The sequence below is a fragment of the Citrobacter sp. MGH110 genome (assembly GCF_001037515.1).
Taxonomy (GTDB): Bacteria; Pseudomonadota; Gammaproteobacteria; order Enterobacterales; family Enterobacteriaceae; genus Citrobacter; species Citrobacter portucalensis.
Genome location: NZ_KQ089831.1, coordinates 387,254 through 407,218 on the forward strand (window position 1 = coordinate 387,254; position 19,965 = coordinate 407,218).

17 protein-coding genes are annotated in these 19,965 nt (G+C 53.3%); 4 read left to right on the top strand and 13 right to left on the bottom strand.

Annotated elements, in window-relative coordinates; genetic code table 11:
- Positions 1-95 precede the first annotated feature (95 nt).
- The 5 genes from araE to SK38_RS17945 form a co-directional block, all read right to left on the bottom strand.
- Positions 96-1,514 (bottom strand): arabinose-proton symporter AraE, encoded by a 1,419-nt coding sequence (gene araE / locus SK38_RS17925; protein ID WP_003033926.1) that lies wholly within the window; start codon positions 1,512-1,514, stop codon positions 96-98.
- A gap of 315 nt (positions 1,515-1,829) precedes the next feature.
- Positions 1,830-2,591 carry a 2-dehydro-3-deoxy-D-gluconate 5-dehydrogenase KduD gene (kduD, locus tag SK38_RS17930; protein ID WP_003033923.1) on the bottom strand — a complete coding sequence of 254 codons (762 nt, stop codon included), beginning with the start codon at positions 2,589-2,591 and terminating at the stop codon, positions 1,830-1,832.
- Between the two features lie 58 nt (positions 2,592-2,649).
- Positions 2,650-3,486, bottom strand: a complete 837-nt coding sequence (gene kduI, locus SK38_RS17935) for a 5-dehydro-4-deoxy-D-glucuronate isomerase (protein ID WP_008785720.1) — start codon at positions 3,484-3,486, stop codon at positions 2,650-2,652.
- Between the two features lie 668 nt (positions 3,487-4,154).
- Complete coding sequence (locus SK38_RS17940; RefSeq protein ID WP_032944867.1) at positions 4,155-5,333, bottom strand: acetyl-CoA C-acetyltransferase; 1,179 nt, start codon at positions 5,331-5,333, stop codon at positions 4,155-4,157.
- 102 nt (positions 5,334-5,435) lie between these two features.
- Positions 5,436-6,320 (bottom strand): LysR family transcriptional regulator, encoded by an 885-nt coding sequence (locus tag SK38_RS17945; RefSeq protein WP_008785722.1) that lies wholly within the window; start codon positions 6,318-6,320, stop codon positions 5,436-5,438.
- 101 nt (positions 6,321-6,421) lie between these two features.
- Between SK38_RS17945 and SK38_RS17950 the strand changes: the two genes are divergently transcribed.
- Together SK38_RS17950 and SK38_RS17955 are read left to right on the top strand one after the other, a co-directional pair.
- The gene (locus tag SK38_RS17950) at positions 6,422-6,877 is read left to right on the top strand and encodes a multidrug/biocide efflux PACE transporter (RefSeq protein WP_008785723.1); all 456 of its coding nucleotides are present in this window, start codon (positions 6,422-6,424) and stop codon (positions 6,875-6,877) included.
- Positions 6,878-7,019: 142 nt separating this feature from the next.
- The gene (locus SK38_RS17955) at positions 7,020-8,249 is read left to right on the top strand and encodes an amino acid permease (RefSeq protein ID WP_048236706.1); all 1,230 of its coding nucleotides are present in this window, start codon (positions 7,020-7,022) and stop codon (positions 8,247-8,249) included.
- Between the two features lie 531 nt (positions 8,250-8,780).
- Here the strand turns inward: SK38_RS17955 and rcnR are convergent.
- Positions 8,781-9,053: a Ni(II)/Co(II)-binding transcriptional repressor RcnR gene (gene rcnR, locus SK38_RS17960; RefSeq protein ID WP_003825567.1), complete on the bottom strand. Its 273-nt coding sequence runs from the start codon at positions 9,051-9,053 to the stop codon at positions 8,781-8,783.
- A gap of 120 nt (positions 9,054-9,173) precedes the next feature.
- On the opposite strand from rcnR, the gene SK38_RS17965 reads away from it, so the two are divergent.
- Positions 9,174-10,070 (top strand): nickel/cobalt efflux protein RcnA, encoded by an 897-nt coding sequence (locus tag SK38_RS17965; protein ID WP_048236707.1) that lies wholly within the window; start codon positions 9,174-9,176, stop codon positions 10,068-10,070.
- Between the two features lie 45 nt (positions 10,071-10,115).
- Here the strand turns inward: SK38_RS17965 and SK38_RS17970 are convergent, their stop codons facing one another.
- The 7 genes from SK38_RS17970 to SK38_RS18000 all read right to left on the bottom strand — a co-directional run bounded on the left by SK38_RS17970 (position 10,116) and on the right by SK38_RS18000 (position 18,619).
- Positions 10,116-11,498: an amidohydrolase family protein gene (locus tag SK38_RS17970; protein WP_048236708.1), complete on the bottom strand. Its 1,383-nt coding sequence runs from the start codon at positions 11,496-11,498 to the stop codon at positions 10,116-10,118.
- A gap of 12 nt (positions 11,499-11,510) precedes the next feature.
- Positions 11,511-12,461: a carbamate kinase family protein gene (locus SK38_RS17975; RefSeq protein WP_008785727.1), complete on the bottom strand. Its 951-nt coding sequence runs from the start codon at positions 12,459-12,461 to the stop codon at positions 11,511-11,513.
- 26 nt (positions 12,462-12,487) lie between these two features.
- Positions 12,488-14,038, bottom strand: coding sequence for a hypothetical protein (locus tag SK38_RS17980; protein ID WP_048236710.1), 1,551 nt, complete (start codon positions 14,036-14,038; stop codon positions 12,488-12,490).
- 117 nt (positions 14,039-14,155) lie between these two features.
- Positions 14,156-15,574 carry a YlbE family protein gene (locus SK38_RS17985; protein WP_048236712.1) on the bottom strand — a complete coding sequence of 473 codons (1,419 nt, stop codon included), beginning with the start codon at positions 15,572-15,574 and terminating at the stop codon, positions 14,156-14,158.
- The gene (fdrA, locus tag SK38_RS17990) at positions 15,574-17,121 is read right to left on the bottom strand and encodes an acyl-CoA synthetase FdrA (RefSeq protein ID WP_048236714.1); all 1,548 of its coding nucleotides are present in this window, start codon (positions 17,119-17,121) and stop codon (positions 15,574-15,576) included. The genes SK38_RS17985 and fdrA overlap by 1 nt, the downstream gene beginning before the upstream one ends.
- Complete coding sequence (locus SK38_RS17995) at positions 17,099-17,887, bottom strand: oxamate carbamoyltransferase subunit AllH family protein (RefSeq protein WP_048236715.1); 789 nt, start codon at positions 17,885-17,887, stop codon at positions 17,099-17,101. Before SK38_RS17995 ends, fdrA begins: the two co-directional genes overlap by 23 nt.
- A gap of 126 nt (positions 17,888-18,013) precedes the next feature.
- Entirely contained in the window at positions 18,014-18,619 is a 606-nt protein-coding gene (locus SK38_RS18000; protein WP_038633392.1) for an ankyrin repeat domain-containing protein, read from the bottom strand.
- 390 nt (positions 18,620-19,009) lie between these two features.
- Between SK38_RS18000 and SK38_RS18005 the strand changes: the two genes are divergently transcribed.
- A complete protein-coding gene (locus SK38_RS18005) occupies positions 19,010-19,939 on the top strand; it encodes a LysR substrate-binding domain-containing protein (protein WP_003825551.1) in 930 nt (309 codons plus the stop codon).
- The last annotated feature ends 26 nt before the right edge of the window (positions 19,940-19,965 follow it).

A 19,965-nucleotide genomic window follows, 5' to 3' on the forward strand; every position in this document is an offset into this window, starting at 1 on the left:
AAAAAGCCGGGTCGCGTTGACGCTTTCCCGGCCTGTAAGAGACTCCACTCGCAGGCCGGACAAGGCTGAAGCGCCATCCGGCATGCTTGTCTGACTTACACCCCAATATCTCTTAACTTCTCGCCTGCCATCAGCTTACGTTCGATATGCTCCAGCGTGACGTTTTTGGTTTCTGGAATCAGCCAGAACGTGATGCCAATAAACACGACGTTCAGCGCAGTATAGAGCCAGAACGTACCGGCGGCACCAATGCTGTCGAGCAGCGTCAGGAACGTTGCGCCAATGATCATGTTCGACACCCAGTTGGTGGTGGTGGAGCAGGTAATACCAAAATCACGGCATTTCAGTGGCTGAATTTCCGAACACAGGATCCACACCACCGGCGCGGCGCTCATCGCATAGCCTGCAATACACATCATCGTCATGCCAACTGACAGCCAGGATAGCCCACTGGAAGCCGTGCCGTTATCAAACTGCATCAGGCAATAACCAAGCACCAGCGTCCCGATGGCCATTACGCTGAAACCAATTTTCAGCGCCGGTTTACGTCCTGCTTTGTCGACCGTGAAGACGGCAATAAAGGTGGCGAACATAAACGTTAAGCCAACTACCAGCGTGGCAATCATCTGCTGCTCTGTGGTAGTAAAACCTGCCATTTTAAAAATGCGCGGCGCGTAGTACATGATGATGTTCATCCCGGTGAACTGCTGCATCGCCTGCAGTAACATTCCGAGGAAAACCGCGCGACGCACGTTACGGTTAATTTTAAACAGCGCCCAACCACCCTGCTTCAGCTTCAGGCTTTCACGGATTTCGTTCAGCTCATCGCGGGCTTTTTCTGACGTATCGCGCAACATGCGCAGTACTTCTTCAGCTTCGATGTGGCGACCTTTCTCCGCCAGCCAGCGCGGGCTGTTGGGCAAGAAAACAACCAGAATAATCAGCAATACAGCCGGAAGCGCCAGCACGCCAAGCATAGCGCGCCAGTTACCGCTGTAGCTGAACGCGGTATCGGACAAAAAGGCCAGAACGATGCCCAGCGTCACCATCAGCTGATACATACTGATCATCTTGCCACGCACGTTTTCGCTGGCCATTTCGGAGAGATAGAGCGGTGCGGTGTAAGACGCGATCCCCACCGCAACGCCCAGCACCACGCGGGCAAAAATGAGCATTTCTACGCTGGAAGCAAACGCCGAGCCCAGAGATCCGACGACGAAAAGGATCGCGCCCGCCATCAGGCTGTATTTGCGCCCCAGGCGGAATGACAACCAACCGTTAAACAGCGCACCAATTGCCGCACCCAGCATCATGCTGCTTACCACCCACTCCTGCAGGCGGCTGGTCAACACAAAGTGATCGGTGATAAAAGGCAACGCGCCAGCAATCACGCCAATATCCAGGCCGAATAACAACCCTGCGACAGCCGCAGAGATAGAAACAAACATATTCATACGTCGCGTATCGCGCACTGGGCGCGGCGCTAAAGCAGCATCATTATTTATTGAGACCATTTTTTCCTGCCAGATACAGAGTAACCATGCCATTGAAAGTAAGGGATCCCTTGCAGGAAGCGTCAGGCGGGAAACGGCAAAAACATGGATTAAATAGCTACACCACATGGTTATGTGATGGATATTCCAATTTTAAAATTTACCGACAATCACTCAATTAAATTTAATTTGTTGATATTAAAGGATATTAAAAACAATAAATTTATACGTATGAAATTTAATATGGAATAATTTATAACCACAATATGGATTTTATTAATCCGAATATAAAAAAACCCTGCCAGAAGGCAGGGTTTAACGGTTCTGGAAAGTGAATTAACGTGCCAGCCAGCCGCCATCTACTGCAACGGTATAGCCGTTGATATAGTCAGATGCGCTGGACGCCAGGAACACGACAGGCCCCATCAGGTCGCTCGGTAAACCCCAACGCCCCGCCGGGATACGATCGAGGATCTCTGCGCTACGCTGCTCATCAGCACGCAGCTGTTGGGTGTTATTCGTCGCCATGTAACCTGGTGCAATCGCGTTGACGTTGATGTTATGTTTTGCCCACTCGTTCGCCATCAGACGGGTAACACCCATTACGCCGCTTTTAGATGCGGTGTAAGACGGCACGCGGATCCCGCCCTGGAAGGAAAGCATAGAGGCGATATTGATAATTTTGCCGCCGTTACCCTGAGCGATAAAGTGCTTCGCCGCGGCCTGAGACATAAAGAACACGCTCTTAATATTCAGGTTCATCACGTCATCCCAGTCTTTTTCGCTGAAGTCGATCGCATCGTCACGACGGATAAGACCCGCGTTGTTGACCAGAATATCGATATGGCCGAATTCTGCCACTGCGCGCTCCAGCAGTGCCGGAATACCATCGATTTGACGCAGATCGGCGGTCAGGCTTAAAAAACGGCGGCCCAGTGCGGTCACGCGTTCGATGGTTTCTGTCGGTTCAACAATGTTGATACCGACGATATCGCAGCCCGCTTCAGCCAGACCCAGCGCCATACCCTGACCCAAACCTGTGTCACAACCGGTCACAACGGCGACTTTACCTTCAAGAGAGAATGCATTCAAAATCATTGTAAATCCTTAATTTTTTTATAATGCCCGCCGCAGCAGGCACGGCTGTCGCCCGCAACTAGCGCAGATCTTTTACTGCAACATGGTCCATATCATCAAAGACCTGGTTTTCGCCGACCATGCCCCAAATGAACGTATAAGCTTTTGTGCCGACGCCGGAGTGAATAGACCAGCTTGGAGAAATCACCGCCTGCTCGTTGTGCATCACAATATGACGCGTTTCCTGAGGCTGACCCATCATGTGGAAGACGCAGGTGTCTTCTTCCATATTGAAGTAGAAATAGACTTCCATACGACGTTCATGGGTATGACACGGCATGGTGTTCCACAGGTTACCCGGTGCCAGTTCAGTCAGACCCATGCTCAACTGGCAGGTTTCCAGAACATCCGGCACAAAGTATTTGTTGATGGTACGACGGTTACTGGTGAGGTTATCGCCCAGCGTCACTGGCGCAACGTCTGCAGGCGTGACTTTCTTAGTTGGGTAAGTCGTGTGTGCCGGCGCGCAGTTGTAGTAAAACTTCGCCGGTTTCGCCGTATCAATACTGGCGAATACCACTTCTTTTGCCCCTTTTCCGACGTACAGCGCGTCGCGATGACCAATTTCATAGCACTGGCCGTCAACGGTAATCGTGCCCGGGCCGCCGATATTGATCACACCCAGCTCACGACGTTCGAGGAAATAGGTTACGCCCAGCTGTTTGCCGACTTCGCCACCCACAGAGACGGTTTTGGCCACTGGCATAATGCCGCCAACAATGATGCGGTCGATGTGGCTGTAGACCATGGTGTATTCATCTGCGACAAACACTTCTTCGACCAAAAACTCATTACGCAGCCCCTGAGTGTCCAGGGTTTTCGCATGCGCACTATGGATGCTTTGTCTTACGTCCACATTTACCTCCAGTGATAAATTGACCGTGAATGCTTAAACGAATAGCAAAACGCTGTTCCGTTTTATCTTATGCGCTCATGATATCCCTCCCTGAATGTGTTTTCAATTATAACTAAAACGATGTTTCACTTTTTCCGCATCTTATTATCAAAAGTGTAAGTGCGATCACGCTAGCGCATATAAATCGCAAAATTTGTTTCAATAAAATCATTTAAAACAATTAGATAGATAAAAACACAAAAAAGTAGATCATTAGTGGCAGGGATAAGATATTGAAAATACAGCCAGGCTCATACGTCATTCACACACCTTTTCTAACAAAGTGCGCTATCAATCACATGAAATGAAACAACGTTTTGATATGTTGGCAGGGTTTAGAGTGTATGTTTCTGTAACTGGCCTTGCCCTCCTGCTGGAGGGCTTTTTTATAGAGGAAGAGATAACACGGCAGAAAACTGTTCGAGAAGAAAAATATATACCCTAAATAATTCGAGTTGCAGGACAAAACTTCCCGGCCGTTTTGAACAGCGCTTGCGCTGGCCCCGAAGGGGTGAGGCCGTAAGGCCGAATCACGCGGCGACGCAGCGAATTCCCCGGAGCGTACATAAGTACGTGACTGGGGTGAGCGAGTAAAGCCAACGCACATGCAGCTTGAAGTATGACGGGGATTAGTCTCGTTCGATAGCGAGCGCCACCCCCTGACCACCACCAATACACAGCGTTGCCAGGCCCTTGTGCGCCCGACGTTTCACCATTTCATGTACCAGCGAAACCAGAATACGACAGCCAGAAGCGCCAATCGGATGGCCGAGCGCAATGGCCCCGCCGTTCACATTCACCCGCCGTTCATCCCACTCCAGCATTTTCCCAACGGATAATGCCTGCGCGGCGAAGGCTTCATTAGCTTCGATAAGATCAACATCAGCCAGTTGCCAGCCCACGCGCTCAAGGCAGCGGCGTGTTGCATACACTGGCGCAATCCCCATGAGCGCAGGGTCGACTCCGACGCTGGCAAAGGCGCGAATACGGGCCAACACAGGTAAGTTAAGTTCCTGCGCCTTGGCCTCGCTCATCATCATCACCGCAGCGGCACCGTCGTTGATGGATGACGCGTTACCCGCCGTTACCGAACCGAGTCTGTCAAAGGTAGGATCCAGACGCGCCAGCCCCTCGGCGCTGGCATCGGTACGCGGTTGTTCGTCGGTGTCCACCACGAACGATTGCCCATTACGCTGTGTTACCACCGGCACGATTTCATCTTTAAAGCGTCCGGCATCAATTGCCATCCGCGCTTTGTGCTGCGAGTGCAGCGCGTAGGCATCCTGCAATTCGCGGCTGATTCCGTATTCTCGCGCCAGGTTTTCTGCGGTAACGCCCATGTGATAATCGTTGAAGGCATCCCACAGACCGTCATGTACCAGGCTGTCGACCAGTTGGCTGTTCCCCAGCTGTGCGCCAGTGCGGCTATCGGTAAGGACATGCGGTGCACGGCTCATATTCTCTTGCCCGCCCGCAATCACAATGTCGGCTTCGCCACACTGGATAGCCTGGGTCGCCAGATGCAGCGCTTTCAGACCCGAGCCACAGACATCGTTAATGGTGATGGCGGAAACGGTATTGGGTAGCCCACCATTGATGGCAGACTGACGCGCAGGGTTCTGCCCGGCACCTGCGGTAAGCACCTGTCCGAGGATCACTTCATCCACAGCGTGAACGTCCACGCCCGTGCGTTCCAGTAACGCCTTGACCACCATGCTGCCTAACTCAACGGCAGAGTGGCGCGCCAGCGTCCCCTGGAAGCAGCCAATCGGTGTCCTTAATGCCCCGACGATCACAACCTCTTTCATCACTACCTCAGCGCAAAATAACATCGCAATAGTAGATGATTGTTAAAAATAGTTATCAAGGTTGTTTAAGAACGGTGATTTTTATCACAAAGGAAATTCGTATCACTTATTGGTCATCTGAACGCCACTCTGCTGTAAATGGTCACGCAACCAGCTTCCTGCCACACCAGGCGGTGATTTCTTATTCCACAACAGATCGATAGAGATAGCCTTTGGCCAGCCAGGCATCTTTAATTGCACCAGTGGTTTTTCTGCCGCAAACTCCTCCACCAGCGCACAAGGGAGCGCGCACCAGCCGAATCCCTGAACAGCCATACTTAGCAATAACAGATAGTTAGGAGCAGACCAGACGGGGCCGCGCGCCACGTTGGTGCCGCTTTCCAGATAGGTATTCAAACGCAGCTCGCGCCAGGTGTGTAGCTGCTCCCACTGCAGTTTTTCTTGAGCCGCGAGCGGATGCGACGCTGCAACGTATAATCCCATCCAGGTTTGCATCGGCAGACGCGTAACGCCCATGTCGGTCGGGTAATCTTCCCGCGCCTCGATCAACCCCACCTGAGCACGTCCTTTTTGCAGCAGATCGATCACGTCTTCATCTTCACCAATCAGGCATTCAAACTCGGTATGGGGAAACTTGCGATCAAACTGCACCATCAACTCTTCCAGCACATCCGGATGCAGCGTGTCAGACAGCACAAAGGTCAGACGCGCCTCAGTTTCACCCGACAGCGAGATCGCCGCCTCATCGAGACGTTCGCTGGCCGTCAGAATAGCCTGCACATAGCCCAACACCCGCTTACCTTCCTCGGTCAGCGTTGGCTGGCGGGATGAGCGGTCAAACAGTGCAAAACCAAGATCGGCTTCCAGATGCGCAATGGCCGTACTGATAGTGGACTGGCTTTTACGCAGCCGCCGGGCCGCCGCAGAAAATGAACCGCAGGAAACGGTCTCTACAAATGCCGTTAATGCTTCAGGAGAATAACGCATGAGCTATCTACTTTATCGATGGATACTATCTTTTAGATATCACATAAAACGATAAAATTGCCACCATTCCGTTATCCGGGCATCAAAGAAGGTTTTAGGTTATGCAACACGATACTGTCCAACGCCGCTCGTTAGTGGAGCGTATTTTTCATGCCGTCTGCTTTGAAGGCATTGCCACCGCGATCCTCGCACCAACCACCGCATGGTTGATGCAGCGCTCGGTGCTGGAAATGGGCGGACTGACCATTCTTCTCGCCACCACAGCGATGATCTGGAATATCATTTATAACGCCCTGTTTGACCGTTTGTGGCCGTCACACCTGGTAAAACGTACGGCGAAAGTGCGAGCATTTCACGCCTTAGGCTTCGAGAGCGGTTTTATTGTGATCGGGGTGAGCATCGTGGCGTATGTGCTGAACGTCAGCCTGGTTCAGGCATTCACGCTGGAAATAGGTTTCTTCCTGTTCTTCCTGCCGTACACCATGTTCTATAACTGGGCTTATGACACGTTACGCGAGCGCGTTATGAAGCGCCGCCAGCAGCGCGTTACTGCCTGATAATTAAAATAATAGTCGGAATCTTCTCGGTTCCGGCTATTGTCCCATTCACTCGCCCGCTTGTTCACACCTCCCCCAGTCCCTGCCATTTGTGGTAAATTGCGCTTCTTTTTGTTTATTTTATAGTTGATACGTTCAAATAATGTCGAAATTTTGGTCAAAAGAAGAGACTCTCTGGAGCTTCGCACTATATGGGACTGCCGTCGGCGCAGGAACCCTATTCCTACCCATACAGCTGGGTTCTGCAGGCGCGGTGGTATTGTTTATCACCGCACTCGTCGCCTGGCCTTTAACCTACTGGCCGCACAAGGCGCTGTGTCAGTTTATCCTGTCCTCAAAAACGTCGGCTGGTGAAGGGATCACTGGCGCGGTTACCCACTACTACGGCAAGAAGATTGGCAGCCTGATCACCACCCTCTATTTTATTGCCTTCTTTGTGGTGGTGCTGATCTACGCCGTAGCGATAACCAATTCACTCACTGAACAGCTGGCAAAACATATCACTATCGATCTGCGGATCCGCATGTTGGTCAGCCTTGGCGTGGTGCTGGTGCTGAACCTGATTTTTCTGATGGGCCGACAAGCCACTATTCGGGTCATGGGCTTTTTGGTGTTCCCGCTCATCGCGTACTTTTTGTTCCTTTCGCTCTACCTGACCGGAAACTGGCAGCCAACGCTACTCACCGGCCAGATGTCTTTCGATCAGCACACGCTTCATCAGGTTTGGATATCTATTCCCGTGATGGTTTTCGCTTTTAGCCATACGCCAATTATCTCTACGTTCGCCATCGACAGACGAGAGAAATACGGCGAGCAGGCCATGGGTAAATGCAAAAAAATCATGAAGGTAGCCTACGTCATCATCTGCCTGAGCGTACTGTTTTTCGTCTTCAGCTGCTTGCTTTCGATTCCGACAAACTATATCGAAGACGCGAAAAATGAAGGCGTGACGATTCTTTCCGCGCTGTCGATGATGCCAAACGCACCGGCATGGCTGTCGATTTCCGGGATCATCGTTGCCGTTGTCGCGATGTCAAAATCGTTCCTCGGCACCTACTTTGGCGTGATTGAAGGGGCAACGGAGGTAGTAAAAACGTCGTTGCATCAGGTGGGTGTGAAGAAAAGCCGGGCCTTTAACCGCGCTCTGTCCATCATGCTTGTCTCGGCTATCACGTTTATCATCTGCTGCATTAATCCTAATGCTATTTCAATGATTTACGCGATAAGCGGCCCGCTGATTGCCATGATTTTGTTTATCATGCCGACATTGTCTACCTATCTGATCCCGGCGCTGAAGCCGTACCGTTCAGTGGGTAACCTGATCACCCTGATTGTCGGTCTGCTGTGCGTATCTGTGATGTTTTTTGGCTAGAACGTGTTGTTTAGCGGCTCCTTTTCCGCCTGCCTGTCGGGTCGGGGCCGAGCCTGCGTCCCTGCGGGCAGACCCGGTCAGCCGTCAACGCTTCATCGCTTTTCAGCCGGACCTGGGTGTCGCTTTAGTACTCTGACTTCCAGTTAAATCTGTTTTGCTGTTCAGAGATATTCAAATAAAAGCGCCGATGGTCAGGTGTGGGCGAGTCCGGCTGAAAATTGCCGACGTGTTTCCGTAAGGACGGGAGAGCCAGCATGGATGCTGGCTCAGGGCGCGTTTTGCAGGGACGCTACCTCGCACCCGGCCCGGTAGCCTGGAGGAATAAGCGGAGGGTATTGCGCAGCAACAATTTTCCCGCCGGGAGCCGGGATTGTAAAGGGCGTGGCGAAGAACGCCCTTTACACGTTCACGGGTATCTGTGCTTCAGATAAATGACACTGCTGAGGTGAACGGAACCCTGAGCAAGAAGAACATGTTCACCCTGCATGCTTAACTGGACAGTATTGAACGTGGATGAGCCGTTAAACTGACTTATTTGATGTACGAATCCAGCACTTTCAGGACCACATCCAAATCTTCTTCGCGCTTAATTTCATCGCCCTGATGCACAATGTGCTCGGTCAGATGACCTTTAATCACTTCACGCATTAATCCGTTTACTGCCCCACGGATCGCCGCTATTTGCTGCAATACTGCCGCGCATTCATGCGGTTCATCCAGCATGGTTTTCAACGCCGCTACCTGCCCCTGAATCTTGCTGGTTCGAGCTTTCAGCTTTTGTTTGTCGCGGATCGTATGTGACATAACTTTACCTTTTTAACGTCTGGCTGTAGGGACAATACCATCGACATTCTACTGGGGGGTAGTATTTGATACTGGGGGGGAGTAGAATCAGGCGAAATTAAACAACTAAGAATCATTCTCATGGGTGAGTTTTCTACGCTTCTTCAGCAAGGTAACGCCTGGTTTTTCATTCCCAGCGCGATTCTATTGGGTGTGTTGCACGGTCTGGAACCGGGGCATTCCAAGACGATGATGGCGGCCTTTATTATTGCCATTAAGGGGACCATCAAACAGGCGGTGATGCTGGGGCTGGCAGCAACGCTGTCGCATACCGCCGTGGTATGGCTGATTGCGCTCGGTGGGATGTATATCAGCAAAGCGTTTACTGCCCAGGCCGTTGAGCCCTGGCTGCAGTTTGTCTCGGCGATTATTATTCTCGGGACCGCATTCTGGATGTTCTGGCGAACCTGGCAGGGAGAGCAGAACTGGCTGGCCCAGACGCATCACGACCACAATCACGACCATCACCACCACCATGATCATGATCATGATGACCATCATCATGGCCACGATGACGATCATCACCATCATCATCACGAACACGAGCATAATAACGACCATGCCGCACTGGCAGGACTCACCGAAGGATCGAAAGAGTATCAGGATGCCCACGAACGGGCGCATGCCACCGATATTCAGCGCCGCTTTGCGGGCAAAGAGGTCACCAACGGCCAAATATTACTGTTCGGTCTGACCGGCGGGCTTATCCCGTGCCCAGCCGCCATTACGGTGCTGCTGATTTGCATCCAGCTCAAAGCCTTCACGCTGGGTGCGACCATGGTGCTGTGCTTCAGCCTCGGGCTGGCGCTGACGCTCGTAACGGTGGGCGTGGGAGCGGCAATCAGCGTGCAGCAGGCGGCCAAACGCTGGAGCGGATTTAACACGATGGCACGCAAAGCTCCCTATTTTTCCAGTGTGCTCATTGCGATGGTCGGCTTATATATGGGGATTCACGGCTATATGGGGATCGTCGGTTAACACTAAGAGAGCGCAGCAGCGCTTGCCGCTGCGCGTAAAACCAGGCTAGCTTGCGACATTCCCCCACACCAGTTGCCCTTTATGGAAGGTCGCGGTGCGTGGGGAAATTCGCGCGACCGCTTCCGCCGAACAGGAGGCATCCACCAGCACAAAGCTGGCTTCATCCTGCGCTTTCGGCCAGACGCGCTCGCCTTTATCGTTAAGCGGCAACACATCGCCGGTGGCGAGGAATAACGCCCGCGACAGGTTCAGTTCGTTGGGGCGAATATAGAGCTGCGCGTACAGATTTGCCTTTTCCAGCATGTCGCCCAGCCCATACGGCGACCAGTGATCAATTACGCTGTCGGTTCCGGTAATCACCTCCACGCCTTTGTCTCGCAGCTGTTTGAGCGGCATATGCAGCGTGCCAATCGGCACCGTCGAGGCAATTGTAATCTGCTGCGCCGCCATACGGGTCGCCAGCGCGTCAACCTGCTGCTCGTTCAGCGTTGCCAGCGCAAAAGCGTGGCTGATGGTCAGTTTGCCCTTTAGCTGCGGCGTTTTCTCCACCGTTTCCACCATGTAATTCACCGCCGCCACACCCGCCGGACTGGTTTCATGCAGATGGATATCTACGCCTTTATCGTAATCCAGCGCAATCTGGAACATGGTGTCGAGGGATTTTTCCATCGCCCCATCGACGCTGGTTGGGTCCAGACCGCCGACGTAATGCGCTCCCGCCTGCATCGCTTCGCGCATCAGCGGTTCAGATTTTGATAACAGCAGGCCATGCTGCGGAAATGCCACGATTTCACAGGCAAAACCCGGTTGACGACGCGCCAGTACCGCCTGCAGGTTTTCGAGATTTTTCAGCCCGGAAACCGGTTCTATGTTGCAGTGGCTGCGGGCGATCGAGGTGCCTTTTGATTGCAGCAGATCGATCAGCTTTTCCGCACGCTCCTGCGTATAAGGCTGGAGTTCAGGCAGCAGCTTTTGTTCCAGGCGGATCATATCCTGAATAGTGGTGCCAGCCGGACGGTTCAGCGAACGCCAGGGACCGCCGTAAAAGGTTTTATCCAGATGGATGTGCATGTCGCGCATGGCGGGCAGCATCAACTTTCCACCCGCATCGTAGTGCGGCAGCGTCGCATCCGGATGCTGCTTATTCTCGCGCAGCGCAACGATTTTTCCGTCTTTGATTTCAACGGTTTGCAGCGCGGTACGGGTGTGCACCACCACTGAGTTTTCGTAATCAAAGCCCGCTTCCAGCAGGACGTTATCCAGGTAATAGTGTTTATCGTTAATCGTCATTGTGCTCTTCGACCCGCAGGAGTTCCCGACAGGATTAGCAGCATACGCGACCGGAGCGACCGCGCCAAACAGCGCGGCAGCGGTCACCATTTTTCCGCTCTGGCTTAAAAATTCACGGCGGCTGTTACTTTCCTTCATTCACGTCTCCTCTCAGGAATGGACAATATGGGTGCCCGTTTCGCCGCGCAGTGCGGCAGGCAGGCATTCCGGCGTGGTGATGATCACTCGTTTACCGCCACGCTCCAGAAACGCCAGACTGGCAACGATCTTGGGTAACATGCTACCCGGCGGGAAATGCCCCTCCTGCATGTAACGGGTCATCGTTGCAACATCCACCGTATCCAGCGCCTGCTGGTTGGGTTTGCCAAAATGAATACAGACCTGCTCGACGCCGGTGGTGATCACCAAAATGTCGGCGCGGATCTCTTGCGCCAGTAGCGCCGTGGAGAGATCTTTATCAATCACTGCGTCCACGCTCTGGTAATCCCCTTGATCGCTACGCACCACCGGGATCCCGCCGCCGCCCGCGCCAATAACCACAAAGCCTTGCTGGGTCAGCGTTTTGATCGCCTCCGCCTCGACAATGCGCTTCGGTTGTGGAGAGGCGACTACCCGACGGTAGCCGCGCCCCGAATCCTCAACAAAGCGCCAGCCCGGATTGACCCGCTGCAGTTCATCACGCTGCACTTCGCTAAAGAACGCTCCAATGGGCTTGGTCGGATTAGCGAAGCCCGGATCGTTTTTGTCGACCTCCACCTGCGTGACCACCGTAACTGCCCTCTGCTCACCGCGCCGCGCCAGACGGTTATTCAGCGCCTGTTGGATCAGGTAACCGATACCGCCCTGCGTATCGGCAACGCAGTTTGCCAGCGGGGTAAGCGGCAGCCCTTCACGCTCGTGCGCGATTTCCGCACGCCGCAGATCCAGCCCTACCTGTGGCCCGTTACCGTGCGTCAGTACAATGTTGTAGTCCGATGCCAGCATCTCCAGCACCGTATCCGCTACCGCTTTCACCGCTTCAGCCTGGTGTTCAATCGACTGGCTGGCGTTATCTTTGATAATGCTGTTGCCGCCAATGGCAACGACCACAAGTTCTTTCATAGTGTTATCTTCCGCTTGCAGGCAATTCAGGTCGTTTTCGTTGGTTCCTGCTCAGGCGCAGTCACCGCTTCACGGCTATCAAGAACATGCTTGAGGACAAACATGCCGCTCATCATCAGGTAGGCCACAACAAACATCATCGAGCTGCCTTCCGCAAAGCCAACCGCCGGAGAGTGGATCACGCCAAACAGCGATAACAGCGCGCCAAAGGCTGCGGCAATCGCGCCGCGTAACGGCTTGTTCATAATGGCGAAGATAGCGACGCAGCCCCACAGCATGCTGGCCAACGGCGCGCCGCTTCCCAGATGCACCAGTCCGTCGTAATAGACACCTTTGCTGTGCAGCAAGTCACTACCCAGTTTCCCCGCGGAAGTTCCGGCGGCACCCATCACGCTGTTGACGATGGTCAATGCCCAGTTGGCGATCCACGGGAACAGACAGATGAAGATAACGGGAACCTCGACTTTGGGCGTTTCTCGCACCACCTGGTTGGCGGTCACCACGCCGATAAACACCAGAATCGGCACTATCGCGGTCATCGGAATAATGGCGAGCATAAACGCGCCCAGCCCAAACAGCGGCACCAGGAACATGGTGATGCCTGAAGCGAGGGTATAGCCGATGCTGGCGCCCATCGCTTTCCAGCCCGCATGCCCAACATATACGGTCACCGGGAACGGGTTACCCAGCATGCAGCCGAGCATGGAGGCAAAGCCGTTCGCCATCATGACCTTACGGGTGTTGTACTCATCGCCCGCCGCGTGCGCACTTTCAATGTTCTCAAGGTCAAAAATATAGTTCGCCAGGCCCAAAGGAACTGCAGAAGCCAGATACGGCAGTGCGTGCGGTAAACCTTGCAGGAAGCTGTCGACATGAATTTCCGGCGGATTGAAGCCAAAGGAAGATATCGAAGCTTTAATGGCTTCCGGGCTTTGTAAACCGGAGATCCACGCCAGGGCCGTACCGGCAATCAGCAGCAGTAAACCGGTAGGAATACGGGCAAAAATCGGCTTCTTACCGAACCAGTTAATGAAGATCAGCAACAGGACGATGAAAGAAACCGTCGGCGCTTCGAATGCCTGCAGCATCGGGTTCATCGCCAGCAGCAACAGCCCCAGGCCGGACAGACAAGAAAGCAGTACCGTACGTGGGATCATCTTGCGGATGGTCTCGCCCAGGAAGGAGCCGCCGACCAGGATCAACGCTTCGACAAAGCACCACACCAGGGCTATCTGGATAGCGAAGTTGGCATCTTTGGTTTGCTGATAAACCGGCATCAGCACCAGGAAGGTCACGGTGAAGATTGACGGTGCACTCGGTCCGGACGGCAGCGCCGTTACGTCGTTACGCCCGGTGTGCTTTGCCATCTGCAGGCCAAACCAGGCGTAGCAGACGCTGGCCACCAGCACCGCCAGACCAAAGGCAGGCGCAATACGACCGTAGACAATTTCGGTAGGGATCCCGACGACAAAAATGAGCAGCCCCATCATTGTCAGCAGGTTAGTCAGGTTGTTGGTCATCAACCCAAAGTAAGCCGCCCAGTCACCACGTTTCCATTCTAGTTTTATGCTGTTCATGGAATATCCTTAACAGGTTAAGCATCATTTGCGATCGCGGAGATCGCCCAGCCCTGCAGGTAAGCAACGTTTTTCGCTTCGCTACTGTGGGGCTAACCGCGTTAGCCCCGGTTATTGTTATTGGCAGTAGCGGTCGCGCCAGTTGAGGATCGCCTTTTCAAAACAGGCGAACGGCGGGTGAACTATTCCGGCGCCGATCATGCCGATCCCCGCGTCTTTGTGCGCAATAGCGGTGTTGATCACCGGCAGAATGCCAGTGCTGCCTACGCGCGTAATATCGATAGCGGTCGGTACGCCCATAAAACCAAGCAGTGGAATGGTGACGTTGGGGTTTTCGCCGAGAGTGATTTCTCGCATCTGGCGAGAGAAATCAACGGCCTCTTCGACCGTACCGCCCACCAGCGCTACGATGGCCGGTGCCGTCGCCATCGCGAAACCGCCAATGCCGTAGGTTTCTGTTATCGCGCTATCGCCGATATCACGTCCGGAATCTTCCGGCTTGTAGCCCGCAAACATTGGCCCAATCACCTGCTGCGCCGGACCGGTAAACCACTGGCCCGGTAAGCCGCTAATGCGCAGACCGAACTCAACGCCGTTGCGCGCCATCGTCGTCACCACGGTGCTGTATTCAATACCGTGTGCAGCGTCCATTGCGGCTTTACACATCGCCATCCAGGTCGGTCCGGAGAAGTAATCACTACTAAGGACGAACTCGAACACCTCACGTTGCTGTTCAACCGGATAGCCGGTCTGAATAATCCACGGCGTCAGCGCCTGAATCAGCAGCGCCGTCCCGGCGTTGTTGCGGTTATGGCACTCATCACCCATGTGCAATGCCTGCGCCAGCATCAGGCGCAGATCGATTTCGCCCGCCAGTTTCATAGCGTCGCGCAGCATCGGTCCCAGCACATCGCGCATCCAGTTCAAACGATCGATAACGCTCTGATCGTTCGCACCCATACGCAGGATCTTCGCCATCTGCTCGCTCATATTGGTATATGCGCGGTTGCCATAGGTTTTGTTCTCGACGATGTGCATAAACATCGATGCCGATGTCACGCCCGCCATCGAGCCGACACAGTAATGCTCGTGGCACGGAGAGAAGATGATTTCACCCGAGGCGGCCAGTTCGGCGGCTTCATCCAGATCTTTCGCCAGCCCTTCAAAGACCAGCGCCCCGGTTACCGCCCCCTTCATTGCGCCGCACATTTTTTCCCAGCGGATTGGCGGCCCGGCGTGCAGGATGGTGTTACGGGTCATGCCCGGCACGACGTTGATCGCCTGGTCATAGCCAATCAGCACCGGATGCGACTGGATAATGCGTTCCAGCGCCTGCTGGTTAGCGGCCGCGATTTTGTCTGCCAGCGGCGAATCGGCAATGTCGTCCAGCGCAGCCACGACCTGCATGTTGCCCTGGCCCGGCGGCGTCCAGTCGAGCTGGGTCACCGGTACGTTCTGCTTTTTCAGGTCATCGCTGAACATTGCGATGCCAACGTTAATCACGTTCAGCGGCTGGTTAAACAGTGTCTGGCTCATCAGGCTTCCTCCCCTTTACAGATAAATTCACGCGCCAGCAATCCGGTGTTGGTGCTACTGCTCGCCCAGATAACCCCGGCGTCGGTCAGCATCTGACACTGTTTTTCCAGCGACGGCGTATCAAGATCGGTTCCCAGCACATAGCCGAGGATCTCAAGCGGACGACCGTCTGCGGCGGCGATCGCTTTGGCTTCAACGATCGCATCGAGCATCACGCCAACCGGATCTTCATGCGATCCAAATCCAAGGACGAAGTCCATCACGATCACGCCAACTTCAGGATCGCGTGCTTCCTGCAACAGACGACTAATGCGGTTGGTGGGATCGATCATCGGGTGCGGTTTGCCGTTGGTAAAATCGTCATCACCGAAATCGAGGAAGGTATGCGCCACGCTGCGGTTGAGATCTTTCAGGCGGAATGCCGGATCCGGATGAATGTTGCTGTAAACTTCGGCATGTTTTTCCATGGCAGCAAACATCGCCTCATCGCACAACGTGCCGCCGCAGAACAAGCCACGGATGTACTTTTGCTGTGGAGTCAGACGGGCGCGAACCTCTTCAATCAGCGGCCAGTTGAGCGGATGCAGATCCAGACTCTCTTTTTTCACGCCGGTCAGCAGTACCGCTTTCAACGCCGCCTCTTTAGTACCGCGGGCAAACTGCAGGCCTTTTTCATCCGCAGGCGCGGCTTCACGTCCGAGGAAACACACCACCACGGGCTTATGACAGGTGCGCGCACGTTCCAGCACCTTGCGCGCCACCGCTGGCGCAGGCGGTTTGGAGATAAGTGCGATGATCTCAGTTTGCGGATCGGCCTCCAGCATGCCAATCGCGTCAAGCATCATCAGGCCGCCAATCTTTTCGCTAAGATCGCGTCCACCTGTGCCAATCAACTGGGAAATTCCGCCGCCAAATTCGTGAATGCGTACGCTCAGCTCCTGGCTGCCGGTACCGGAGGCACCAATAATTCCGATGTTGCCGCGACGCACCGCGTTGCCAAAACACAGCGCAGCGCCGTTAATGATGGCGGTTCCGCAATCTGGCCCCATCATCAGCAGCCCTTTTTCATGCGCCAGCTGCTTAAGCGCCAGCTCGTCCTCAAGAGAGACGTTGTCAGAGAACAGCATCACATTGAGGTTATTTTGCAGCGCCTGGCGCGCTTCACGCGCGGCAAACAGGCCATTGACCGAGATCACCGCCAGATTGCTCTCAGGAACATGCTTCTTCGCGCTGGCAAGCGTGGCATAGCGCGCTTCATGCTGGCCACCCTGCTCTTTATGCGTAAACAGATCGTCAATCGCCATCAGCGTTTGGTCGTTCGCCGCCTCGCTGGTGCCTTTAATGACAATCATCAGATCGCCACTTTTCGCCTCTTCCAGCTCAGGCGTCAGCAGGCCGAGATTCTTCAGTACGCCCTTATTCATCTCTGTCGCCATAGCCACAAACGCCTGCTCAACGCCATCGAGCTTATTTGCGCGCGTGGAGATAGACATCAGTGAGACAGAATCAAAATACGTGTTCTTTTTAACAACTATCCTGATCGACATAATTCCCTCCGGACCTGTGGCTCAGGGCGCAGGCATCCGCCATGCCATACAGCATGTCGCAGCCAGAACTTGAACCGATATTTTTAATGTCAGTAATATATTGCGTAGAAACGAGTTGTTGCTCAGTAATAAATTGGTTCAGCAGCCGGCCGATGCTTTCCCGATAACGCTGATTAAATGCTTCCTCTAGCGTTATTTTGCTAAGTAGCGTTGTATTATTTCCTGCACGTTGCAATGCTGCTAAAAAATCATCTCGATATTTCCTCAGCGGATGTCCGGGAATAAATAAAATGGTGCTTAAGCCTACTAAATAATCATCCGATGAGGGCGTCAGCCCTATCCCCAAACCAATTAAATGGCTGACCGCCGTAGTAATATTTTCTCCTGTACGCAACGCCATCAGTAATGTTTGTCGGCGGTTGAGTAATTGACGGGTGATTTCCTGATAAAACGGATTGTCACCCTGGTACAGAAATAATGTGTCGTCGCTTTTTAGCTGTTGGCGGATAACCTCTTCCCAATGCTGCCAGCCGACTGCGGCAAGGCTTGCTGCATCAGATGTCCACCGTGGTATTCGCCACAGCAGGCAACCGGCGGTTTCTATCCATTTATCATTGCCAACAACTATTCCCGACCCGCTAAAATTGACCCGCTCAGCGGGGTGAAACAGGTCTTCACAATGCGTCAGCGCCAACCGACAGCTGTTAGGTGCGTTATCACAATCCTCACTCAGTAACGTCAACAGCCGCTGCTGTTCGGGTATCAACAGGTTTACCGCGTGAGAAAAAACCTGTTCAACCCGTCCCGTTCCCCGGAAAGTGAGAAACGCGCTGTCTGCGGTTAGCGCCCGTACGCATCGCCGTGATGGCGTAGCGATAATGGCGCTCCTGTGTCAGGCTCCGGCCGCAATCAGCAGCTCGGCAATTTCGTGGTACCCTTTCTCTCGCGCCAGTTCCAGCGGGGTTTTGCCGTATTTATCCGTCATGTGCGGGTTTGCGCCATGGTCGAGCAGCAGCTTAACGATCTCCTGCTGCTTCGCACCGCCGTCATTCAGCACGATGGCTTCCAGAAGCGGCGTCCAGCCAACAAAATTAGTATGGTTGACATTGATATCGGTACGCAGCAGCAGCTCGCGCACGATCTCGACATGACCTTTTTCGCTGGCAGGTGTAATACCAACGCCGCCAAAACGGCTCAGGCAATTGAGGTCGGGGTTAGCCGGTAATACCGTACGCAACAGCGTTAAATCATTCGTCAGGCAGCTAATCAGGAAGGGGTTAAAACAAGTTTGATCTTGTTTATTAATATCGGCACCCGCAGCAATCAATAAAGAAACACAGTCATAATGTTTATTCAGGCTGGCAATAATAATGGCAGTACGCCCCTGGCGGTTAGTGGCGTTAATATCCACATTTTTTGCCAGACAGGATTTTAATCCATCGGCATTGCCCTGTTCTGCCGCCAGCAGAAATTCAGTAATGAGTTCTTTCTCTGACATAATCGCTCTCCTGCAGTTTTTTAGACTTTTTAAATATCCGATAACCTGAGAATAGCAATAGAGTGCAGAGAATAACATCCGCTTAAATGTCATTCATCGTTAGCGCATCGATTATTGAATCAATTTTAACAATGAGGACAAAACGTGCTGTAGTGCAATCTTTCCCTTATGGCTGGGCCCCTTTTAGCCACTAATCAGTAGTCCGGGAAATCAGGCGGTATGCTGCACGGATAGCGGCCTGTAATTAAAATACAGAAGTGTGATTGCCTTCAAATCAAATGTAAAACTAGTGTTAAATTCTGTTCAAAACTGATTGCTCTGTATAAGGATTACAAATACATTCAACAATCATCGTGTTGCGGATGCGCATTGTCGCCGGAGGGGAGAAAGATGAATTCAATATTTACCGAGGAAAACCTACTGGCATTTACGATGGCTGCCCGCTATAGCAGTTTCAGCAAGGCAGCGGAGGAGCTTGGCTTAACCACATCGGCAATTAGTTACACCATTAAGCGCATGGAAATGGGTCTCGACGTGGTGCTGTTTACCCGCAGTACTCGCAGCATTGAGCTGACCGAGTCCGGGCGTTACCTGTTTCGCAAGGCGACCGACCTGCTCAACGATTTCCACGCCATCAAGCGCAGCATTGATACCATCGCTCAGGGAATTGAGGCTCGGGTGCGCATCTGCATTAACCAGCTGTTGTATACCCCTCAACATACGGCGCGGCTGCTGCAGGTACTCAAGAAACAGTTTCCAACCTGCCAGATAACCGTCACTACAGAGGTGTATAACGGCGTCTGGGATTCGATCATCAATAACCTGGCCAATATCGCCATTGGCGCGCCCGATACATTACTGGACGGCGGCGGAATTGATTACACCGAGATCGGCGCGATCCGTTGGTCGTTCGCGATTGCTCCGGATCATCCGCTGGCGTTTATGCCTGAACCCATCTCTGAGAGCCAACTGCGCCTGTACCCGAACATCATGGTGGAAGACACCGCACACACCATCAACAAAAAAGTCGGTTGGCTGTTACACGGTCAAGAGTCGATTCTGGTTCCCGATTTTAATACCAAGTGCCAGTGCCAGATCCTGGGGGAGGGCATCGGTTTTCTGCCAGACTATATGGTGCGCGAGGCGATGGAAAAGTCATTGCTGGTGACACGGCAGATCCACAACCCACGTCAGGATTCACGAATGCTTTTGGCAACCCAGCATTCGGCAACCGGTCGTGTCACTCAGTGGATTAAAAAAGAGTTTGGCCCACAAGGGATACTGACGGGGATTTATCAGGATTTACTGCATCGGGCGTGATGCACCGGATGGCTGTTATACCTTCC

Coding starts and splice junctions, on each gene's coding strand:
- araE (WP_003033926.1), bottom strand. CDS start 1,514: ATGGTCTCAATAAATAATGATGCTGCTTTAGCGCCGCGCCCAGTGCGC.
- kduD (WP_003033923.1), bottom strand. CDS start 2,591: ATGATTTTGAATGCATTCTCTCTTGAAGGTAAAGTCGCCGTTGTGACC.
- SK38_RS17940 (WP_032944867.1), bottom strand. CDS start 5,333: ATGAAAGAGGTTGTGATCGTCGGGGCATTAAGGACACCGATTGGCTGC.
- SK38_RS17945 (WP_008785722.1), bottom strand. CDS start 6,320: ATGCGTTATTCTCCTGAAGCATTAACGGCATTTGTAGAGACCGTTTCC.
- SK38_RS17950 (WP_008785723.1), top strand. CDS start 6,422: ATGCAACACGATACTGTCCAACGCCGCTCGTTAGTGGAGCGTATTTTT.
- SK38_RS17955 (WP_048236706.1), top strand. CDS start 7,020: ATGTCGAAATTTTGGTCAAAAGAAGAGACTCTCTGGAGCTTCGCACTA.
- rcnR (WP_003825567.1), bottom strand. CDS start 9,053: ATGTCACATACGATCCGCGACAAACAAAAGCTGAAAGCTCGAACCAGC.
- SK38_RS17965 (WP_048236707.1), top strand. CDS start 9,174: ATGGGTGAGTTTTCTACGCTTCTTCAGCAAGGTAACGCCTGGTTTTTC.
- SK38_RS17970 (WP_048236708.1), bottom strand. CDS start 11,498: ATGAAGGAAAGTAACAGCCGCCGTGAATTTTTAAGCCAGAGCGGAAAA.
- SK38_RS17975 (WP_008785727.1), bottom strand. CDS start 12,461: ATGAAAGAACTTGTGGTCGTTGCCATTGGCGGCAACAGCATTATCAAA.
- SK38_RS17980 (WP_048236710.1), bottom strand. CDS start 14,038: ATGAACAGCATAAAACTAGAATGGAAACGTGGTGACTGGGCGGCTTAC.
- SK38_RS17985 (WP_048236712.1), bottom strand. CDS start 15,574: ATGAGCCAGACACTGTTTAACCAGCCGCTGAACGTGATTAACGTTGGC.
- fdrA (WP_048236714.1), bottom strand. CDS start 17,121: ATGTCGATCAGGATAGTTGTTAAAAAGAACACGTATTTTGATTCTGTC.
- SK38_RS18000 (WP_038633392.1), bottom strand. CDS start 18,619: ATGTCAGAGAAAGAACTCATTACTGAATTTCTGCTGGCGGCAGAACAG.
- SK38_RS18005 (WP_003825551.1), top strand. CDS start 19,010: ATGAATTCAATATTTACCGAGGAAAACCTACTGGCATTTACGATGGCT.